At 58.5% G+C, this 20,700-nt stretch carries 17 protein-coding genes and 1 tRNA gene; 10 read left to right on the top strand and 8 right to left on the bottom strand.

The window, feature by feature from the left end; translation table 11 throughout:
• The first annotated feature begins 15 nt into the window (after positions 1–15).
• On the top strand, positions 16–1,599 hold the full coding sequence (purH, locus tag VHB22_RS14760; protein ID WP_325457740.1) for a bifunctional phosphoribosylaminoimidazolecarboxamide formyltransferase/IMP cyclohydrolase: 1,584 nt from the start codon (positions 16–18) through the stop codon (positions 1,597–1,599).
• Positions 1,600–1,662: 63 nt separating this feature from the next.
• On the opposite strand, the gene VHB22_RS14755 is transcribed toward purH, so the two are convergent.
• The 8 genes from VHB22_RS14755 to VHB22_RS14720 all read right to left on the bottom strand — a co-directional run bounded on the left by VHB22_RS14755 (position 1,663) and on the right by VHB22_RS14720 (position 7,608).
• Positions 1,663–3,132: an MFS transporter gene (locus tag VHB22_RS14755; protein ID WP_325457739.1), complete on the bottom strand. Its 1,470-nt coding sequence runs from the start codon at positions 3,130–3,132 to the stop codon at positions 1,663–1,665.
• A gap of 54 nt (positions 3,133–3,186) precedes the next feature.
• A complete protein-coding gene (locus VHB22_RS14750) occupies positions 3,187–3,807 on the bottom strand; it encodes a TPM domain-containing protein (protein WP_325457738.1) in 621 nt (206 codons plus the stop codon).
• Between the two features lie 34 nt (positions 3,808–3,841).
• A complete protein-coding gene (locus VHB22_RS14745) occupies positions 3,842–4,621 on the bottom strand; it encodes a YgcG family protein (RefSeq protein ID WP_325457737.1) in 780 nt (259 codons plus the stop codon).
• A gap of 96 nt (positions 4,622–4,717) precedes the next feature.
• Positions 4,718–5,338 (bottom strand): LemA family protein, encoded by a 621-nt coding sequence (locus VHB22_RS14740; protein WP_325457736.1) that lies wholly within the window; start codon positions 5,336–5,338, stop codon positions 4,718–4,720.
• A 684-nt stretch (positions 5,339–6,022) separates the two neighbouring features.
• Entirely contained in the window at positions 6,023–6,235 is a 213-nt protein-coding gene (locus tag VHB22_RS14735; protein ID WP_325457735.1) for a hypothetical protein, read from the bottom strand.
• A gap of 192 nt (positions 6,236–6,427) precedes the next feature.
• On the bottom strand, positions 6,428–6,757 hold the full coding sequence (locus VHB22_RS14730; protein ID WP_325457734.1) for a hypothetical protein: 330 nt from the start codon (positions 6,755–6,757) through the stop codon (positions 6,428–6,430).
• Positions 6,758–6,889: 132 nt separating this feature from the next.
• The gene (locus VHB22_RS14725) at positions 6,890–7,240 is read right to left on the bottom strand and encodes a hypothetical protein (RefSeq protein ID WP_325457733.1); all 351 of its coding nucleotides are present in this window, start codon (positions 7,238–7,240) and stop codon (positions 6,890–6,892) included.
• Positions 7,241–7,533: 293 nt separating this feature from the next.
• Positions 7,534–7,608 (bottom strand) — tRNA-Gly (locus VHB22_RS14720).
• 156 nt (positions 7,609–7,764) lie between these two features.
• On the opposite strand from VHB22_RS14720, the gene VHB22_RS14715 reads away from it, so the two are divergent.
• The 9 genes from VHB22_RS14715 (at position 7,765) to murJ (ending at position 20,663) form a co-directional block, all read left to right on the top strand.
• Complete coding sequence (locus VHB22_RS14715) at positions 7,765–8,280, top strand: prolyl-tRNA synthetase associated domain-containing protein (protein WP_325457732.1); 516 nt, start codon at positions 7,765–7,767, stop codon at positions 8,278–8,280.
• Between the two features lie 6 nt (positions 8,281–8,286).
• Positions 8,287–9,201, top strand: coding sequence for a thioredoxin (gene trxA / locus VHB22_RS14710; RefSeq protein WP_325457731.1), 915 nt, complete (start codon positions 8,287–8,289; stop codon positions 9,199–9,201).
• A gap of 29 nt (positions 9,202–9,230) precedes the next feature.
• Complete coding sequence (locus VHB22_RS14705) at positions 9,231–9,914, top strand: LON peptidase substrate-binding domain-containing protein (RefSeq protein ID WP_325457730.1); 684 nt, start codon at positions 9,231–9,233, stop codon at positions 9,912–9,914.
• Positions 9,915–9,928: 14 nt separating this feature from the next.
• Positions 9,929–10,159 carry a Trm112 family protein gene (locus tag VHB22_RS14700; RefSeq protein WP_325457729.1) on the top strand — a complete coding sequence of 77 codons (231 nt, stop codon included), beginning with the start codon at positions 9,929–9,931 and terminating at the stop codon, positions 10,157–10,159.
• A 157-nt stretch (positions 10,160–10,316) separates the two neighbouring features.
• The gene (locus tag VHB22_RS14695) at positions 10,317–12,059 is read left to right on the top strand and encodes an ATP-binding protein (RefSeq protein ID WP_325457728.1); all 1,743 of its coding nucleotides are present in this window, start codon (positions 10,317–10,319) and stop codon (positions 12,057–12,059) included.
• 78 nt (positions 12,060–12,137) lie between these two features.
• Entirely contained in the window at positions 12,138–13,106 is a 969-nt protein-coding gene (locus tag VHB22_RS14690) for a GNAT family N-acetyltransferase (protein ID WP_325457727.1), read from the top strand.
• A gap of 221 nt (positions 13,107–13,327) precedes the next feature.
• Positions 13,328–16,159, top strand: a complete 2,832-nt coding sequence (gene mutS / locus VHB22_RS14685; RefSeq protein ID WP_325457726.1) for a DNA mismatch repair protein MutS — start codon at positions 13,328–13,330, stop codon at positions 16,157–16,159.
• A complete protein-coding gene (locus VHB22_RS14680; protein WP_325457725.1) occupies positions 16,156–18,951 on the top strand; it encodes a [protein-PII] uridylyltransferase in 2,796 nt (931 codons plus the stop codon). Before mutS ends, VHB22_RS14680 begins: the two co-directional genes overlap by 4 nt.
• A gap of 125 nt (positions 18,952–19,076) precedes the next feature.
• Entirely contained in the window at positions 19,077–20,663 is a 1,587-nt protein-coding gene (gene murJ / locus VHB22_RS14675; protein WP_325457724.1) for a murein biosynthesis integral membrane protein MurJ, read from the top strand.
• Positions 20,664–20,700: the final 37 nt, after the last annotated feature.

The raw sequence follows: 20,700 nt of genomic DNA, 5'->3' as shown, positions 1-20,700 counted from the left end.
ACATGCGGGGTGACTATGGCCGAAGCAAAAATTAGCCGGGCGCTGCTCTCGGTTTCCGACAAAACGGGTCTCGTGGCATTTGCGACTGCCTTGCAGGAGCGCGGAATCGAGATCGTTTCGACGGGGGGTACGGCGGCGGCACTCAAAGCTGCGCGCCTGGCAGTTATCGATGTTTCGGAGCTGACCGGCTTTCCCGAAATGATGGACGGCCGGGTCAAGACGCTTCATCCGCTGGTCCATGGGGGATTGCTCGGTATTCGCGGCAATGCCGAGCACGAGAGGGCCGCGAATGAGCATGGCATTCTGCCGATCGATCTGCTCGTCGTAAATCTCTACCCGTTTGAGGCGACGGTTGCGAAGGGTGCATCCTACGACGACTGCGTCGAGAATATCGACGTCGGCGGACCGGCCATGATCCGCGCGGCGGCCAAGAACCATGCGGGCGTTACGGTTGTCGTTGAGCCGGAGGATTATGCGCGCGTTTTATCCGAGATTGCTGAAAACGAGGGCGCAACGACGCTCGAATTTCGCAAGCAGCTGGCGGCAAAGGCGTTTGCGCGCTCGGCGGCATACGACTCCGCTATCAGTAGCTGGTTTGCGCGGGAGCTTGGCATCGATACGCCGGAATGGCGCGCGTTTGGCGGAAAGCTCGGTCAATCGCTTCGCTATGGCGAAAATTCGCATCAGTCGGCGGCACTCTACATTTCGGATCGCGGCCGGCCTGGCGTTGCGACGGCAACGCAGCTTCAAGGCAAGGAACTGTCCTATAACAACATCAACGACACGGATGCGGCTTTTGAACTGGTGTCGGAATTCGATGCGAAATCTCCGGCCGTTGCGATCATCAAGCATGCCAATCCTTGCGGCGTGGCGGTGGCCGGATCGCTGAAGGATGCGTACGTCAAGGCGCTTGCATCCGACCCGGTAAGCGCATTCGGCGGGATCGTCGCGCTCAATCAGAAGATCGATAAAAGCGCAGCCGAGGAGATGACAAAGATCTTCACCGAGGTCGTCATTGCTCCTGATGCAAGTGAAGAAGCGAAGGTAATTTTTGCGGCGAAGAAAAATTTGCGGCTGTTACTGACGGGCGGTTTGGCGAATTCGCGGGGTGAGGGGTTGTTCGTCAAATCTGTCGCGGGTGGCTTTCTGGTCCAGTCACGAGACGCGAGCAATGCTGACGATGTGGAGTTAAAGGTCGTTACCAAGCGCCGACCGTCGGATGCGGAGCTGGCAGACCTGAGATTTGCGTTCAAGGTTGCGAAGCACGTCAAATCGAACGCCATTGTTTATGCAAAAAATGGAGCGACAGTTGGAGTCGGTGCCGGCCAGATGAGCCGGGTTGATTCGGCGCGCATCGCGGCCTGGAAAGCTGCCGAAGCTGCAAAGGCCCAGGGATTGAGCGAACCACTCACCGTCGGCGCGGTTGTCGCGTCCGATGCGTTTTTCCCGTTTGCAGATGGATTGATCACAGCAGCGGAAGCGGGCGTGACCGCCGTCATTCAGCCGGGTGGATCGGTGCGGGATGACGACGTCATTAAAGCTGCCGACGAGCGCGGACTGGCCATGGTTTTCACCGGCGTTCGTCACTTCCGGCATTAGCGCGGCTCTGTCCTGCTCCCACACCTAGCCCCTTCCGCGAAGGGGGAGGGGGGAAATCGAGCATCAGTCCGCGCGAGCCTGTCTGCGCGTTCTGACAAAGAGCATCAAGAAGATGCCAATCAGCAGAAACGCGAGGATCGCGGACATGCCGATGCGTTGACTGCCGGTTTCCTGCGTGAGGAAAGCGACGGCGAATGGCGCCAGGAACGCCGTGACTTTTCCCGAAAAGGCGAACAGACCGAAGTATTGCGTAATCTTGTCGGGAGGCGCCAAGCGCGCGAGAAGCGAGCGGCTTGCAGCTTGGACCGGTGCGGCGACGAGGCCGACCAGAATCGCGAATGCGAGAAAGACTCGCTCTCCGGCTGACGAGAACGGTTTCGATCCTGCGATTTTCGCGGCAACCTCGGTCGTAAAGAGAACGTGCGTTTTATCGACGGATAAAATGCCGATCGCTCCGGCAATGAGTGCAAGCAAAGCGAAGATAATGACGGTTTTCGGTCCGATACGATCGTCGAGATGACCGCCGACGAGCGCTCCGAAGGCTCCGACTAGCGTCAGGATGATGCCGAACATCCCAAGTTCCAGCGGTCCCCATCCGAACACGGACGCGCCGTAGATCCCGCCGAATGCAAAGATTGCCGTCAGCCCGTCGGTGAACAGCATGCGCGCTATAAGAAAGATCATCAGGCTCGGCATCGAAGGGAGCGATCTGAGTGTATCCCAAAGCTCGGCCGTCGCGGATCGCTGGGTTGGCGCAAGGTTGCGCGCTGTTCTCCTGTCGGGAACAAACAGGAAAAACGGGATGATGAAAATCGTGAACCAGATGGCGGCGAATGGGCCGGTAATGCGGTCGCTTTGATGCGTAGTGCCGTCGAGCATTAAGAGCGGATGGAAGCCAAGAAGCGTCGTCGTGGCACCGGGAACGGGTACGAGCAAGCCGGCGATGAGAGCGAGGCTGACGAGACCGCCGAAGTAGCCGACGGCCCACCCCGTTCCGGAGAGGCGTCCGAGTTCGGCGTGCGGCACAAGGCCGGTCATGATCGCGTTCGAGAACACGCTCATCAGCTCAGCGGCCAACGTCGCGACCACGAATCCCACAAGCACCAGGAGAACGCTCGCCAACGGGGCGGCAGGCGCTCCAAGCCATAGCGTGGTGAGGCCGGCAATGAAGATGACGGAGAGGCCCGCCATCCACGGTTTGCGTGCGCCTCGGCCATCTGCGGCCGCGCCGAGGAACGGGCTTAGGATCGCGATCAGCAGTCCGGCCACGGCAGCCGCGTAGCCCCACAGCGTTTGTCCGCAGGCCGCTTTCTCGCTGCCTCCGGCGATCAGTGTGCCGCAGACCGAGTTCTGGACCACAGTATTGGCGAAGTAGGGGGCGAAGAGGAAGGTTTGGACCAGCGTGTAATGTGGCTGTGTCGCCCAATCGAACAGCATCCACGAAACGCGGGCTCGCCTTGGCGCGCGAACGACTGCGTGGCTTGCTGCTGAAGCTTCGCTGGCGGTCGGACCGCCGAGATCGATTGACGCCATTGCGCTTCCCCTCTACGCGCGTTCTCCCTCGCGGTGACTTAGCACATTCGGTGGTCAGGTTCGCAAAACGATCAGATGGTCGGGAAGCTCATTCGGATCGATCGATCCCGGTGGAAAGTGCTCTGCGAGGAGCACGCCAATCCGTTCGATCGCGTGGACGAAGCCGTCGACCGCATGGCCCGCAGCGATTTCGCGCGTGAAGTCGTCGACGATGCTTTGCCATGTCCCTTTCGGAACCTTCGCATCGATGCCGCTGTCGGCGATAATCTCGACCCGTTGCTCGGCGACCGAGACGAAGACGAGAACGCCTGTCCGTCCGGTTGTCGTATGCAGGTTCTGCGCAATGAATTGTTCGCTGGCACGGCGACGGGCATTGGCGTTTGCGATCGCTTTTGGGACGAGCGCCATTCGCACCTTTGGATGCCAGGCGAGTGCGAGAAGGGCAAAAAATACGATCAGCTGTATGAGGAAGATCAATTGGACGTTCATCCATGTGAAATGGATGAGAGGCCAAGGAACGATCAATGCCAGCAGCGCGGCCCACAAAAAGGGTATGTGCTCATATCGGCTGCTTTGCTCGGCAATGACGGCGACGATTTCCCCCGAGGTCGTGCGCTCGGCATTTGTGATCGCTTCGGAAATGCGCTCTGCGTCTTTGTCGCTAATGAAGCTCATCGCTCGCCATCGCCTTGTTGTTTCGTCATCGCCGCTACCAGCTTCCCGAAGCTCCGCCGCCGCCGAAGTCGCCACCGCCTCCGGACCAGCCTCCGCCGCCACCGCCTCCGCCGGACCAGCCTCCGCCCCAATTCCCGGAACCGCCAGGGATAAAAATGATACCTCCGCGCCGCCGCGGATTGCCGGGCGTTCCCGCGCGCATGGCCTGGGCGTTCCGGTAGTTAACCCACATGATGAATGCGACGATGAGGAAGAATATCAGCAGATGCATCAATGCTGTCGGATCGTTTTCCGGAGTGCGCCCGCCTGCCGCCCGCCGCTTCACCTCCTCGGGATCGCCAAGCAGGACGGTCTTGATGTCCCGCACGCCGTCCTTGATGCCGCCTGCGTAATCGCCGCGCCGGAATTTCGGCAGGATGGCATTGTGGATGATGAGCGCCGACATCGTATCAGTCATGAACGGTTCGAGGCGGCGCCCGACTTCGATCCGAACCTGCCGGTCGTTCGGGGCGATAAGAAGCAGGATGCCGTTATCCTTGCCCTTCTGACCGATGCCCCACTTCCGGGCGAGCCCGATGCTGTAGTCTTCGATCGGATAGCCATCGAGCGACTTCACGGTCACGACTGCGATCTGGTCGGTCGAGGTCCGTTCGAGATCGGCGAGCGTGTTCTCGATATCAGCTTTGTCGGCGGGAGAAAGAAGACCGGCCTGGTCGGTGACGCGGCCGGTCAGTTCCGGATAGGTCGGCGCCGCAGATGCCGTCGCGATTAGCGTCACGGACGCGGCAAACACGGCGAGCGCGATCGTTCGCATGACGGGCCAACGCTTATCGCGTTGCGTCAAGGACCGAGCGGCGGATGCTGCGCCAATCATCGGACGGCTTCCGTCAATGGTTTGAGGTCCGCCACGCTATGGCTTACTGAAATCCACCTTCGGCACCTTCTGCTCTTCGGCTGGGATATCGAACGTCGCCATTTCCTTCGCCGATGGATAAAGCGCCATTTTCCAGAGGCGGCCGGGGAAGGTCGTGATCTCGGTATTATAATTGCGGACGGCTTCGATGTAATCGCGCCGCGCGATGGCAATGCGGTTCTCGGTGCCGGCAAGTTCGCTTTGCAGGGCGAGGAAGTTCTGACCCGACTTGATGTCGGGATAGCGTTCAACGACGGCAATCAGACGCCCGAGGGCGCCGCCGAGCGCACCTTGAGCATCCTGGAACTTCTTCATGGCATCGGGATTGGTGAGGATGTCCGGCGGGATCTGAATGTTAGTCGCTTGCTTGCGCGCTTCCGTGACTTCGGTCAGAACCGACTTCTCCTGATCGGCGAAGCCTTTGACGGACTCGACGAGGTTCGGAACGAGGTCATTGCGCCGCTTGTATTGATTGAGCACTTCGCTCCAAGCCGCTTTGGCCTGCTGCTCGTATGTCGGAATCGTGTTGATGCCGCAGCCTGCAGTCGCAAGTGCAGCGCTTATGACCGCGAGAAATGCGAGCGGCCGGACGACGAACATTCTGGTGGTTGCGGTCATGGCGCGAGTGGTTCCTCTGTCTGGCGCCCGGAGCGGGCGCGTTTGCAGGAGAATTGCGGGGCGTGGCGGCCCTTCACTTTCCTATGAGCTTCGCCTGTCCCATTCAAGGGAGGGACGGGACACGGAACGTCTCTACAACGATTGATTGCTTAGCGGAGCTTGTTCCGGAGATTTCGTGAATGAAATCTATCGATGTTCCAGCCGAAGGGCGGCGGGCGTGGGGAACGTCGCTCCGGATAACGTTGAAGCGCCTCAACTTGATGAGAATTCACGACACTTCGGCCGCGTTTTAGGCAACGTTCGTGCGATCGGCTGAGACGGCAAAGGCCGCATTGAATTGCGGCCTTTCTAGAGTGCGAGTCGTCAAGTCGGCAGCTTGCTGTCTGGTATTTGCTGAGGGGGGTGCAGTTGCTTCCAACCTGAGAACGATACGCCGACATGTAACGGGAAGGCTGTGGCCAAGACCGGAACGCTAAAAACCATGGCCACCATAATCACACATGCGAGCGTGGCTTGCATGAGCTGGATGATGTGCTTCAATCCAATGCATCCTTGTTTGACAACACGGAATGCATAATGCCGATCGAGTATGGCGTGACATTGGCGTCGCGTGGGCGCCCGTGGGGCAAAGCAGAGAGTGCGGCGCGTCGTGCGCCACACTCTCCGTGACAGCCACGAATTCGATTACCACCAGCGGCAGTGACGGTGGCCGTGTCTCCACCAGCAATGACGATGACGGTGGTGCCAGCGACGACGCCAATAAACGTCCTGCGTCGGCGAGGCTTGTTTGGAAATCAGGTTCAGCGTGTGTACGTTGCCGTTCACGGTCGCGTTCGCGTAGCCCCCACACAGCACCATCGCGGCGCCCACGATGATTGCTCCCAATGTGATCTTCATGCGTGCTCTCCCTTGTTGTCGGTCGCCAGCTTTTGACGCCTGCACAACTATAGCGTCGGCGTGAGCGCGCTCTTTCCATACGATTTTGTAAACTCGTACGGTTTCGAGAAGATGGGGCAATAAGGCTACTGTTGCGACCCCGATCGGCGTTCGGGGTTGCGATCGCTTACGCGTCTCTGTTTTTGCTGGATATTACCAGCGCAGCCAATCGAGGGATTTCGGACCACGGCAAAAATCGCGGCGGTGCAAATAATAGCAATGGCGACCGTCGAAATAATCGTCGCTGTAGAATGGATCGCCGGCGTACGTCGAAAAGCCGAAGCGATAGCCGTACGGGGGGCCGGGGCGCCAATATCCGTGGCGCAAATGTGCAGAATGCCTTCGATGCATATGATGTTTGGCGACGTGAGCTTTGTGCACGTAGTGATGGTGTAGGGACGCTGTTGTCTTGGCAAAGGCAGGTGACACGAGCACTAAAAGTGCGGCGCTTGTGACTATGAAGGCGCTGATGCTCTTTTTCATGTGCGGCCTCTCGTGGCGTTTTGGAGGAATGCCCAATCGCGAGCCAGAATAGATGCTCCGCATGTGAGGGACGTAATAAAAGGCTCCGGACGGTTAAGTCCGGAGCCAGCCATGCGATCCCGAGTGTGTGCCTCAATACGTGCAGAACCGGCGTCCGTGACGCCAATAGCAATCGTAGTCGTCGTCGTAGTAATCGTCATAATAAGGATCACCGAGGTAAATCCCGGGTCCCCAGCCATATCCGTACCAGCCGCCGCCGCGCCAGTGATGGCCATGGCCGCCATGCCAGCCGCCGTGATGACCGCCGAAATTCCGGGCTAAGTGGCTGCCTCCGAAATGGCCGCCGAAGTGACCGCCCATGTGCCCACCCATGTGGCCGCCTCCGTGACCGCCGCCCTTATGGGCCGCATCGGCCGCGGGGACGAAGGCCGTAAGAGATAGTGCTGCGCTTACCGCAGCGAGTGCGCTTATGTATCTATTCATATAAACCTCTTTGAAAATGAGTTCGTTCACCGTTCCGCCGGAGCGGACCAGTCCCCGATCTTCGTGGATAGGCAACGCGCCCTCGAATTGAAGGTTTCGCCAATTCCGGGTGCGGCGGGCTTACTGATTTGTGAGATAGCGGCGCGCGGCCGGAGAACCGGCGAAATTCAGATGGTTTGTCGATGCACGCATCTGCGGGCAAGCTGACGCACTGCGCGGCAAGGGTGCTTGCGAACGCCTAAATTTGAGAAGGTTATCGTTTGTCCGCAGGGCGGGGTAACCCTGGCGATGTTTGGAGCGGGCGAAGGGATTCGAACCCTCGACCCCGACCTTGGCAAGGTCGTGCTCTACCCCTGAGCTACACCCGCAATTCCGTGTTGCGCGGTGCCTTGCAGCGCCGCGAGACACGCCTTATGGCGCATGTGCAAAGGCAATGCAAGGGGCCGATTCCGGCCTGTCACCAGGTCGCAGGACGCCCCATCGCTACCAGACATTGAACTTATCAACGGGGGGCAAGAGCGGAGATGCCAGTTAGTCGAGACGACTTGATGATTCGTCTTAGCGAACTCGGTATTGCGACGCAGACGGTCGATCATCCGCCGGCGTTCACCGTCGCGCAAAGCAGCTCCATCGATATTCCGCTGCCTGGGGCGCATACCAAGAATCTGTTTCTCAAAGATGCAAACGGAGCCCTTGTTCTCATTGTCGCGAGAACCACGACGGTCATCGATCTCAAGTCGCTTCCGAAGCGGCTCGGCACCGGGCGTCTGTCGTTTGGAAAGCCGGAATTGTTGCTGAGTGCACTCGGCGTCACACCGGGGTCCGTAACGGCATTCGCTGTCGCAAATGACAGTGCACATCGTGTTATGGTGGTCTTCGATCAAGCGCTGATGGCGGAGGACAGCATTAATTGTCACCCGCTTGAGAATACAGCCACAACCAACATTGCGCGTGACGATCTTTTACGGTTCATTCGGTCAACTGGCCATGAGCCGCGTATTGTAGATTTAAGCGCCGCCGAAAGCGCGGCGAGGAGATAAGATTTTATGGAATTCGGCGCAGGCAATTCGGATTCGGGACTCGGGGGGAGCGGCAACGTCGTCAAGGACGCGACAACGTCGTCGTTCAAGGCGGATGTGCTCGAGGCTTCCAAGAGCGTGCCAGTCATCGTTGATTTCTGGGCGGCGTGGTGCGGGCCGTGCAAGCAACTGACGCCGATCATCGAGAAGGTCGTGCGCAGCTATTCCGGTAAGGTCCGGCTTGTGAAGATTAACGTCGATGAAAACCAAGCCGTAGCCGCGCAGCTTAGGGTGCAGTCGCTGCCGACGGTGCTGGCATTTCGGAATGGGCAGCCGATCGATGGGTTTGTCGGTGTGCAGCCTGAGAGCGCAATCAAGGCGTTTGTCGATCGGCTCATTGCTGACGATGCCGAGGTCGAAGCCTCGGAGCTTCTCAAGTCCGCAGCAGACCTCGTCGAGCAGGGCGATCTGCAGGGTGCCGCCGAAATTTTTGCGACGGTCCTGCAAGAGGATCGGACCAACGCAGAAGCATTGGCCGGGCTCGCGTCCTGCTATCTCAAGAGCGGCGACGCGCAGAGGGCAAAACAGACCTTGGCGCTGGTTCCACCAGATAAGCGCGAGATTGCATCGGTCCGAAGCGTGGAGGCTGCTGTACTTCTTGCCGAGAAGACGACAAGTACAGGCGATCTTTCTGCTTTTAGGCAACGTCTTTCCGAAAATCCTAACGATCATCAGGCACGGTTCGATCTAGCGGTCGGGCTCGCGGCGAGCGGACAAAAGGCGGAGGCTCTTGATCTTCTGCTCGATCTCGTCAGGATGGACGCGAGTTGGAACGATGAAGCGGCGCGCAAGCAACTTCTGCAGTTCTTTGATGCCTGGGGCCCCAAAGAGCCGCTGGTCGCTGAGGGGCGCCGGAGGTTATCCTCGCTCCTATTCAGCTGACATCGGACGCGCGGCGGAGATTTTTTGAATTGACACTCACAGATCGTTACAGGCGTCCGGCCGATTTGCCGGCGAGGATTCCCGTGTTTCCTCTGAGGGGTGCAATTCTGTTGCCGCGCGCTACGCTACCTCTCAATATTTTCGAGCCACGTTTTCTGGAAATGATAGACGACGTTATGTCAGGGGGGCGCGTTATTGGCATTCTTCAGCCGCTGGTCGCAGGCGATGACGACCAGGAAAGCCCCCTCGATAAAACGGCCGGCCTCCGCTCCGTCGGGTGCGCCGGGCGCGTCACCTCCTATCAGGAACTCGATGATGGGCGGCTGATCATCACGTTAACGGGCATCATACGTTTCGAATCGATCGGAGAAACGGAAACCGACAAGCCATACCGGATCATGAGTGCCAGCTACGATCGTTTCGCGAACGATCTGACGGAGGGTCTCGGCGAAGAGCTGGTCGATCGCCAAAACCTGCTTCGCGTGCTCAAAACGTATCTGGAAGTCAATCGTCTGAAAACCGACTGGGCTTCAATCCAGCGGGCGTCGAATGAATTTCTGATCAACGCGCTTTCGGTCATGTGCCCGTACGGACCGGAGGAAAAGCAAGCGCTGCTGGAGGCAAGGGACCTGCGTTCGCGGGCCGAGGTGCTCGTGGCGCTTGCGGAAATCGATTTGGCTTCTAACGGCAGCAGCGGCACGACGCTGCAGTAGCGCGGGATTATGCAATGGCTTCCGAAAGTCTCGATGGCGCTGACGAGCCGTCAAATATGGTCGATCCAAAATTGCTGGAGCTGCTTGTCTGTCCGCTGACCAAGACGCGTTTGATCTATGATGCAAACGCACAGGAATTAATCAGCACGGCCGCAGGGCTAGCATTTCCGATAAAGAACGGTGTTCCGTTGATGATTGAAGACGCGGCTCGTCCTCTTACTGATGAAGATTTTGCGCGGCGCTGAGCTTGTTTTTATCGGCCTTACGCGATGTCCTTAGAATCATTTTGGAATTTCGCGCATTGATCGCGACGTTTGATCAAATCTGGTGCTTAACCAAGTCTCTTTAGAGTCCATCAAACATCACAGTCGAGTGTTCGCTGCATTTCAGGGGCATCCGGCTTTGTTTAGAAAAAACTTTCATTCGTTTTCGATCGGTTCGGCGGCCGCATCATTGCGGCGCCTCTTGGCGCGAGACGGCAAAAACGACAGAAGCGCTGAATCAACGCTTGAAAAGATCGAGGATGCGCACTGGCGACTTTCGGACAATGCGTTGCGCTATCGCGAGTTGCTCGATGCGCAACAGGACTTCATCGTTCGCCGTTCGGCGGCAGGTGATGTTGTTTTTGCCAATCGTGCGTTCTGCGAGGCTTTCGATGTTCGATCCGACGCACTGATAGGAAAGAAGTTTGAGCCGCCAATCATCCGGGAGGAGGCGGGGCCGGAGCTCCCAACCGGCGGCCGGTGTGTCGTTCAACTTCTTCAGATGCGGAATGGTAAGCGATGGATCGCTTGGACGGAGTGCGAGATAAAAAGCGACGACGGCCGCATCGACATCCAAAGTGTCGGTCGCGATATCACGGTTGATCGTGCGATCGCGAACGAACTCAACGAAGCGCGCGATCAGGCCGAGGCAGCAAGCCGCGCGAAATCGCGCTTTCTCGCCGCGATGAGCCACGAAATCCGGACGCCGATGAACGGCATCCTTGGAATGATCGGGCTTATGCGCGACGGCGCGCTCGATGGCGAGCAAAGAACATGCGTGCGAATTGTCGAAGATTCAGCGCGCGCGCTTCTTTCATTGATCGACGATATTCTCGATTTTTCCAGGATCGAGGCGGGTAGGCTCGACCTGGAAAATAAGGTTTTTTCTCTGAAAACGTGCGTTGCCCAGGCCATGCAGTTGTTGGCGCCTGGCGCCGCGGCAAAGCGACTGTCCTTTACATCGACTGTCATGAACGACGTGCCCGAATGGGTGCGCGGCGACGAGATGCGTGTCCGTCAGATCGTTCTCAACCTTCTTTCGAACGCCGTGAAGTTTACAGAGAAGGGAGGGATCGGAATCTGCATGTCGGTAGCGGAGGCGACGGACTCCGGTCGATGCAAGATCGCGATCAAGGTAACGGATACTGGCGTCGGATTTCCGCCGGAGTTCATGTTGCGACTGTTCGGTGAGTTCGAACAGTGCGAGACGTCTGGGCATCCTGGCGGAACGGGACTGGGACTTGCAATTTCGAAGCGGCTCGCTCAGGCGATGGGGGGCGATATCGTTGCGGAACTCAATCCGGACGAGAGCACATCGTTTACGGCATGTCTCTGTTTCGAGATCGCTGCCCGATCTGATGTTGAGAAGCACCAGCCCGATCAGGTTTTGCCGCATCCGGACCGCCATGCCGCTATGTCTTCAGGATTGGGAAATCCTCTTCGTATCGCAGGACAATTCAATGTTCTTGTTGCGGAGGATAATCCGGTCAATGCCCTATTGGTGCGAAAGGCGGTCATTCGCGTCGGCGGCACCGTCACGGCGGTCGAGGATGGGCGGCTTGCCATTGCAGCTGTCTGGGAAACGTTACAGCGTCGTAAAAGGCCGTTCGATCTCATCCTGATGGATATCCTGATGCCCGGCGTCGATGGGCTGATGGCTGCGAAGGCCATCAAAGAACTGTTCCGCGACCGCACGCATGCAGGTCTTGCTTGTCCACCGATCATCGCGCTTACGGCCAGTGCGTTTCAGGAGGATCGGGAGCGCTGTTTTGAAGCCGGCATGGACGACTATCTTGCAAAGCCTTTCGAGATCCATCAGCTGCAAGAGCTGCTGATGCGCTGGGTCCTTCGCCGTTCGGAAAATGCCCCGCCTGCGGCATAAACGGTGCATTAAGATCTCAAAACTGTCACGGAATCGTGCTAGTTCGCCAATGGGATATTTCGTCAGGATGGAGCGGCCATGTGGCAGGCGATTGCGGAGCGCAGCAGACGGCGCGCTCGATTGCCAGTCAAATTTTCCGGTACGCTTTCGGCTCTCGAAGCACTCACGGGTCCGTCCCGGCGCCTCAAAGCCTTCTCGCGCAGGATTGAGCCGAAGGTCTATGGCCGGGTAGGGAATCTCGAGGTCCGCTTGGCGCGGACGTGGGCGGAGATCAAGCTCGCGCAGCGCCTTCGCTATCAGGTTTTCTATGAAGAAATGTCAGCCACCCCAACGCGGCTGGCTCAATTCCGCCGCCGCGACGAAGATGCGTACGATGCCCTCTGCGATCATCTTCTGGTTGTCGATCTCGATCAGACGAAACCGGCGCGAAGCGGCCTGCCGGAATCACCGAAGGTCGTCGGGACGTACCGAATTCTTCAGCAAGATGTCGCCGAGCGTGGCCCGGGATTCTATTCGGCGAGTGAGTTCGACATTTCGTCGCTACTTCATGCCAAAGCGGGAACGCATCGATTCATGGAGCTGGGGCGCTCGTGCGTGCTGGCACCTTATCGCAGCAAGCGCTCCGTCGAGCTTCTTTGGCACGGTCTCTGGACTTACGTTCGTGAGAACGGCATTGACGTCATGATCGGTTGCGCGAGCTTCGAGGGCACCAATCCGGACGATCATAATTTGGCATTGAGCTATCTTCATCATCGGGCTCTTGCACCGGAAGAATGGCGATGCCGGGCGCGTCGCGATCTCTACGTTCCGATGAACCGGATGCCGCTTGACGCGATCGACGTCAAAGCCGTGATGAAGGCGATGCCAACGCTTGTCAAAGCCTACCTAAGGCTCGGCGCCTATGTCGGAGACGGTGCGGTTATCGATCATCAGTTCGGAACGACCGACGTGTTGATCATCATGCCGGTATCGAATATCGATCCGCGTTATTTCGAGCATTACGGCACGCCGGACGAGACGAAGAGCCGAATCGCTGCCGTAGCGTGATGCGCAACGCGTTATTCGCGGAAGGTGCGCAAATCGGCAACACCTGAAACCCGGCGCATTTGGGCGCATTTCAGCCGTTGGACTCGCATTGTCGTTAAAGCCCGGGGATAAGCAGGGTTGCTGCCGGTTGCTGCGCCTCTGAGGGCAACCTATGCATAGCGCCGGTATCCGGGGTTCGATATTTGCGTCCGGGCAAGGGGTAAAGCGGGGCGACCTTCTCAATGTCTAAACACGACGTGCAGCGCAGACATAAGCACGTTGAGCGGGATGTTCCGGGCGACGACGAGAAGCTCGGCACGTACGACGATCGGCCAGCGAATTCCGCCACGACACCGTCGATGGCGCAATATCTCGAAATCAAAGCGGCGAATCCGAACAGTCTGCTTTGGTATCGTATGGGCGATTTTTACGAGCTGTTCTTTGAAGACGCCGTCGTTGCTTCGGAAGCGCTCTCGATCGTCCTGACCAAGCGCGGTAAGCATCAGGGGCAGGACATTCCCATGTGTGGCGTACCGGTGCATCGTGCAGACGAATATTTGCAGCGGTTGATCAAGCAGGGTTTCCGGGTCGCTGTCTGCGAACAGCTCGAAGATCCGGCTGAAGCGCGCAAGCGCGGAGCGAAGGCGGTCGTCAAACGGGATGTCGTTCGACTTGTTACGCCGGGTACGGTCACCGAAGAAGCCCTTCTCGACGCGAAGGCTCGCAACTATCTGACGGCGGTCTATTGCGAAACGCCTGTCGAGATCGGGGCGACAACGCAAGACGCGCGCCTGGCGCTTGCTTCGCTCGATATATCGACCGGCGAATTCGAGGTTGGCGACGTGTCCGGATACGACGTCGCGGGGGAACTTATCCGCTTAGGTCCGAGCGAAGTGGTCGCTCCGGACGAATTGCTCGGCGATCAAGCGTTCGTCAAAGCGGTCGAATACGCGGGCGCGAAGATCACGGCGGTGCCGTCTGCTTATTTCAACGCCGCAACTGGCGTACGCGATCTCAAAGCGTGTCTCGGCGTCGCCGATCTTTCGGGTTTCGGGGGTTTTTCGTCTTCGGAATTGGCGGCGGTCGGTGCGATACTCAAATACGTCGATCTCACTCAGATGGGCCGCAAGCCGCTAATCAAAGCGCCGCGGAAAGCTGGAGGATCCCGGCTTTTTATCGATGCGGCCAGCCGCGCGAGCCTTGAGCTGATCAAAGCTGCGTCGGGGGAGAAATCCTCGACGTTGCTTGCCGCGATGGATCGCACGGTGACAGGTGCCGGAACGCGCGAGTTGCAGGCGCGGCTGTCGAGCCCGTTGACCGATCCGGTTGCAATCGAAGCCCGTCTTGATGCCGTCAGCTATCTTTTGGCCAATCGCCGTCTTTTGGATGATTTGCGTCGAACGCTTCGGTCCGCGCCTGATCTTGCTCGCGCGTTGCCGCGTCTCGGGTTCGGGCGCGGAGGCCCGAGAGATCTTGCGGCCGTGCGTGACGCGCTCGGAGTCGCGCGCCGTGCGGTGGCGCTCATCGGCGAATCGGCACAACCGCTTGGTCTCCCGCAAGAGCTGAGGTCCATCTGCGAGCGGCTGGTGCAAGGCCCCGCCGATCTCGTTGAATCCCTAGATGCTGCACTCGTCGATGATCCGCCGCTGCTGCGACGTGACGGCGGGTTTGTCAGGGAGGGGTTCAATAGCGATCTCGATAAGGCCCGCGCGTTGCGCGACGACAGCCGCAAGGTGATGGCGGAGCACGAGGCTCGTTATATCGAAGAGACCGGCATCAAGACGCTGCGCGTTCGGCACAACAATATTCTCGGATTCTTCATCGAGGTGACGCAGCTTAATGCCAAGCCGCTGATGTCGCCGCCATTGAGTGACAGGTTCCGGCATCGCCAAACGATGGCGAACGCGGTGCGCTTTGCAACGGCCGAGCTTCTCGAAACGGAGGGGATGATTGCGTCGGCAAGCGAGCGTGCGCTCAATCTTGAGCAGGACATCTTTGTCGATCTCGCCGACCGCATCGGCGCGGCGGCGAACGATCTCAGCGCGACGGCTTCCGCTCTCGCGGAACTCGATGTTTATGCGGCGCTTGCCCAGCTTGCGCTTGAACAAGGTTATGCGCGGCCGGTCGTCGATAGCAGTATGACGTTCGATATCCGGGGCGGGCGTCATCCAGTGGTGCAGCAGGCCTTGGCGCGAAGCGGCGCTCCGGCGTTCATCGAGAACGATTGCATTCTCGGAAAGGACGGCAGCGAGGCTCCGGCCGGATTCGAAAAGGTGCCGGATGCGCGAATCTGGCTCGTTACAGGCCCGAACATGGCGGGCAAGTCGACGTTTCTGCGGCAGAACGCGCTGATCACGGTCATGGCGCAAATGGGGTCTTACGTTCCCGCACGTTCGGCGCACATTGGCGTTGTCGATCGATTGTTCTCGCGCGTGGGTGCTTCCGACGACCTCGCGCGCGGACGTTCGACGTTCATGGTCGAAATGGTCGAGACGGCAGCGATCTTGAACCAGGCGAGCGAACGGTCGCTCGTCATTCTCGACGAGATCGGCCGTGGTACCGCGACGTTCGATGGCTTGTCCATTGCCTGGGCGACGGTCGAATATCTGCATAGCGTGACGCGGGCGCGGGCGCTTTTTGCAACCCATTATCACGAACTGACCGCGCTGGCGCGGCGCCTCGAAGGGATTGCGAACGTCACGATGGAGGTCACGGAATGGCACGACACCATCGTCTTCTTGCACAAGGTTAAGGCGGGCGCGGCAGACCGCTCCTATGGCATCCAAGTTGCAAAGCTCGCCGGGCTTCCGCATGTTGTGGTGGCAAGAGCGCGCGAAGTACTTGACCGTCTCGAAAAGGCGGACCGGCGGCCGCGTGCCGGAGATGACGGGCTTGATGATCTGCCGCTTTTCTCGGCGGTGAGACCAAAAAGCGGGCTCGACGAACGGCAGCTGTCGGCGGTTGAAAAGATGCTGCTTGCGCTCCATCCTGACGACTTGTCGCCGAAAGCCGCGCTGCAGAAGCTTTATGAACTCAAGGCGCTCGCTGAAACCGTGAAGAAGACGAAGGCTTGACCCAAGATACGCTGACACGGCTGGTACCACCGCCCTATTTCGATGGAAAGGTGGCGCGTCGTGATCTGACGACGATCTTCAATAGCAGTTCCTCGGTTGCGGACGCGCGACCCCATGTCCTCGATTATTTGAAGCAGCTGGTGAAGAGTGGACGCGAGTCGGCGCAGAACGCCCTCGAAGTCGACGGCAACGGACGCCGGTGTGCGGCGGGGCTCAGTCTGTTTCAGGACGAGTTGATCCGGCTCATCTACGACTATGCGGTCGCCCATGTCTATCGGGCGACGAACCCGTCGGATGCCGAGCGCATGGCTGTTGTTGCGACGGGAGGATATGGCCGTGGACTCCTCGCTCCGGGTTCCGACATCGATCTTCTTTTTTTGCTTCCCTACAAGCAGACGCCTTGGGGCGAAAGCGTCGCTGAATACATGCTCTATCTGCTGTGGGATTTGGGATTCAAAGTCGGCCATGCGACGCGCACCGTCGATCAATGTTTGAAGCTTGGCTATGCCGACATCACCATTCGTACGGCGCTTCTCGATGCTCGGCTCATTCTCGGCGACTCGCAACTCTTTGCCGAGTTCGAAGACCGGTTCCGGGCAGAGGTCGTCAAGGGCACGGCGCGGCAGTTCATCGATGCTAAGATGGCGGAGCGCGACGAGCGTGTGCGCCGTGCTTGGGAAAGCCGCTACAAGGTTGAGCCGAACATCAAAGATGGCAAGGGCGGCCTGCGCGATCTCCACACGCTGCAATGGCTGTCAAAATACATCTTCGGACAAGAGGTCGGATCGGCAGCGGTCGAGGCCGGAATTTTCACCGAAGAGGAGGTGCAGACGTTTCGGCGCTGCGAAGACTTCCTATGGCGCGTGCGTTGTTTTCTGCATTTTCTGACCGGGCGCGCCGAGGAAGTGCTTTCCTTCGAAGTGCAACCGGCGATGGCGCAGAGTCTCGGTTACACGAACCGCGGCGGCATGCGCGCCGTCGAGCGCTTCATGAAACATTACTTCCTGGTTGCTAAGGATGTCGGCGATCTGACGACGATTCTCTGCGGCGCGCTCGAAATGCAACAGCTGAAATCCGCGCCGACATATAAGCGGCTGTTGAGTCCGCTCAACTGGAAGACGCGGCGCGAGATTCGCCAAAGGACGGATTTTCGCGTCGACAACGATCGCTTGAATGTGGCGGATCCGAACGTCTTCCGGCGTGATCCCGTCAATCTGATCCGTTTCTTCTCGCAAGCTGCAAGTATGGGAATTTATCTTCACCCGAGCGCCATTCGTCTGTTGCGCGGGTCGTTGCGCCTGATTGACGACGATCTCAGAAACGATCGGGAAGCAAATCAGATTTTTCTTTCGCTTCTGACAGCGAAGACGAACCCTGAGACGTCTCTCCGGCATATGAACGAGGCCGGGGTGCTTGGCCGGTTTCTTCCCGAATTCGGCCGCATCGTCGCGATGATGCAATTCAATATGTATCATCACTATACTGTCGATGAGCATCTGCTCCGAACGCTCGGCAACATCATCGCCGTCGAGCGCGGAGAACTTGCGGCGGAATTGCCCCTTGCTACAGCGATTTTTCCATCGATCCAGAACCGGCGGGCTTTGCTTGTCGCAGCCTTTCTTCACGATATCGGCAAGGGTCGTAAGGAAGCCCATTCCGCAGTCGGAGCCCGCATCGCGCGCAAGGTTTGTCCGCGGCTAGGGCTGACGTCCGCCGAAACGGAACTTGTTGCCTGGCTCATCCAGGAACACCTTACGATGAGCAACTTCGCACACTCGCGCGATGTTTCCGATCCCGATACGATCCGCGCATTCGCGAATATCGTGCAGAGCCCAGAGAGGCTGAAGCTCCTCCTCATCCTGACGTGCGCGGATATCATGGCGGTTGGTCCAGGCGTTTGGAACGGCTGGAAAGGACAGTTGCTTCGGACGTTATATCACGAGACGGAGCCGCTCGTTGCCGGAGGACATACGCAAATTCCGCGAGCAGAGCGTATCGATCAGGCGCTGACGGCCTTGAGAGAGGCGCTCGCCGATTGGCCGAAACGGGACGTCGATGACTTCATTGCGCGCAACTACCCGAACTATTGGTTGCGTACAGATACAGCGACGCAGGTGGCGCACGCAAATGTCGTACGAGATGCGACGCGGTCGCATACGAAGCTTGCGTCCATCGTCAAGACAGATGCGTTCACCGCAATAACGGAGCTGACGGTCTTTGCGCCGAATCATGCGCGGCTTCTGTCTCTCTTTGCCGGTGCCTGCGCTGCTTCGGGTGCCAACATTGCAGGCGCCCATATCACGACAACCCGGGATGGTTACGCCCTCGATACATTTTTACTCAATCGAGAATTCAAAGACGACGCCGACGAGTTGCGCCGTGCGCAGCGCATATCCGATACCATCGAACGTCTTCTGGCAGGCAAGGAACGCCTGCCGGTGCTGCTCCAGCGCAGGAGGGCAAGCGTCCGGGGTGTTCAGGCATTCACCGTCGAGCCCGAGGTCATCATCAACAATTCATTGTCCGAGCGGCTGACGGTCATCGAGGTTTCGTGCCGTGACCGGCCAGGTCTTCTTTATGAGCTGACGTCGGCATTATCGGACCTGTCGCTTGATATCGCGTCGGCCCATGTGACGACGTTCGGTGAAAAGGCCGTCGACGTCTTCTATGTGACCGATCTCGTCGGAAAGCAGGTTGTTAACGAGGCGCGGCAGGCGGCAATTCAGGATAGGCTATATTCCACCATGGTTGGGGATGGTGCGGGTGTGCCAAAGAAGTCCGTACGGAAGTAATCGAGAATTTAGTGTATGGGAGCTTGGCCCCGAGTCTTGGGCCGGCGAGGGGCGCATTTGTCTACGGACATGACGGAGGGGACCAGCTTGCGTGCAGAAGCGAATGTCGTTACGGCGCTTGCGCGATGAAGCTTTATAAATCGTTCGCGACCGTTGGGGGATTGACGCTGCTGAGCCGCGTGTTCGGTTTCGTGCGCGATATCCTTATTGCGGCGACGCTTGGGTCAGGCTGGGTCGCGGACGCATTCGTAGTCGCGTTTCGCTTTCCGAATCTTTTCCGCCGCCTTTTTGGGGAAGGCGCATTCAACTCGGCGTTTGTGCCGATCTTCGCAAAAAAGATGGAAGGGGAGGGGCATGAGGCGGCTCGGACGTTTGCCGAGGAGGCGATGGCCGGACTGCTCCTGATTCTGCTGATCGTTACAATCATTGCCGAACTCGCGATGCCTTTCTTTATGTACGGCCTGGCGCCGGGCTTCGACGCAACACCCGAGAAATTCGATCTCTCAGTGCTGCTGACGCGAATCACCATGCCGTACCTATTGTGCATGTCGCTCGTCGCGCTCATGTCAGGGGCGCTGAATTCGGTCGGACGGTTTGCCGAAAGCGCATCCGTTTCGATTGTGCTGAACGGCGTGATGATGATTGCGACTTTCATCTCGCTTTGGCTCGGCTATCGCTCGGAGCCCGCTGCGGGGGTCATACAGGCTTGGGCGGTGTTCGTTGCGGGATTTTTGCAATTAGCTCTTTTGATGTGGGGTATGCGACAGGCGAAGCTGACGCTTGGGTTGCGGCGTCCGCGATTATCGCCGGATATACGCCGGTTGGTGAAACTCGGCGTGCCCGGCATCATCTCGGGTGGAGTCACTCAGATCAATGTCGCTATAGGGACCGTCATCGCTTCGCTGCAGGCGGGCGCAGTCTCTCAGCTTTATTACGCCGACCGGATTTACCAGCTTCCGCTTGCGATCGTCGGCATCGCGGTCGGCATCGTGCTCTTGCCCGATATTTCGCGGCAACTGCGCGCCGGTAATACGGCTGGCGTCATGGATAGCCAGAACCGCTCGCTCGAATTTGCAATGCTGCTGACGATCCCGTCGACGTTGGCGCTTGCGGTTATTCCCTACGACATCGTCGGAGTTCTATTTCAAAGAGGCGCCTTCAAAGCGGCGGATACGGCAGCGACCGCTCAACTGCTCGCCGTATTTGCGTTAGGGCTTCCCGGCTTTGTCATGATCAAGATTTTTTCGCCCGCATATTTCGCACACGAAGATACAAAAACACCGATGCAGTATGCTGCGATCAGTTTGATTGCCAACACGCTTGGCGCCATAGCGTTGTTCTTCATATTCCGGTCTCAAGGCATTATGCCACAACTCGGCATCGCGATTGCGACGACCTTCGGCGGGTGGTTGAACGCTTATTTGCTTTGGATAACGCTTCATCGGCGCGGCGATTTCATCGCCGATGCACGCCTTCGCCGCAACATACCGCTGATTATTCTCGCGAGTTTGGCGATGGCCGGGGTCCTTCTCGTCGCGAGTTATCATTTGGCCCCGTACCTGAGCGCCGACAAACCTTTTCTCGTGAAGTTTTCAGGGCTCATGCTTGAGATTGCCGTCGGCATGGCCGTCTTCGGTTTGATTGTTGCCGCCACCGGCGTGCTGTCGCTTCGCCAACTCGCCCGTTTTACCGGAAGAGGCGGCAAAGCCTGAGACGACGGACTTGCCTACGGGCTGCGAGCAAGCGATA

This window comes from Hyphomicrobium sp. (genome assembly GCF_035548195.1).
Classification (GTDB): domain Bacteria; phylum Pseudomonadota; class Alphaproteobacteria; order Rhizobiales; family Hyphomicrobiaceae; genus Hyphomicrobium_B.
The sequence above is the reverse complement of the archived record's forward strand: the minus strand, read 5'-3'. Positions and strand labels throughout refer to the sequence as shown.